We start from the raw sequence: 625 nt of genomic DNA on the forward strand, positions 1-625 counted from the left end.
CAATGAAGGCAGCTTTCACCGAGACGAATTGCCAGACCTCAAGGCCGACTTCGTTCTCGCCAATCCTCCGTTCAACGTCTCCGACTGGGGCGGCGAGCGATTGACGGAAGATGCCCGCTGGAAGTTCGGAGCACCCCCCAGAGGCAACGCCAACTTCGGCTGGCTCCAGCACATCATTCATCATCTGGCACCGCGAGGCACAGCTGGAGTAGTTCTCGCTAACGGTTCAATGTCTTCTCAACAATCCGGTGAAGGCGACATTCGAAAGGCGATGATTGAAGCGGACCATGTGGATTGCATGGTGGCCCTGCCGGGGCAGTTGTTCTTCTCGACACCAATTCCAGCATGTCTATGGATATTGGCTCGTGACAAGAGCGCCAATGGCCATCGCAACCGGCGCGGCGAGTTCCTATTCATTGACGCTCGCAAGCTCGGCTTCATGGTTGATCGCGTTCGCCGAGAGTTTAGCACCGACGACATTGGGAAGATCGCGAGCACCTATCACCGCTGGCGTGCCAAATCGGAGACCCGGCAAGCTCATGGCTGGGCCGACTACATGGATGAACCGGGGTTCTGCAAATCCGTACCGCTAGCAGAAGTTCGTGCACATGGACATATATTAACC

The 625-nt window shown here is 56.5% G+C and carries 1 protein-coding gene; it reads left to right on the forward strand.

From position 1 onward, the window contains the following. Window positions 1-625: N-6 DNA methylase (locus ACXJ5O_RS29135; protein WP_457302936.1), on the forward strand; the 625-nt coding region annotated here is incomplete at both ends.

Source organism: Phyllobacterium sp. P5_D12 (assembly GCF_054049495.1).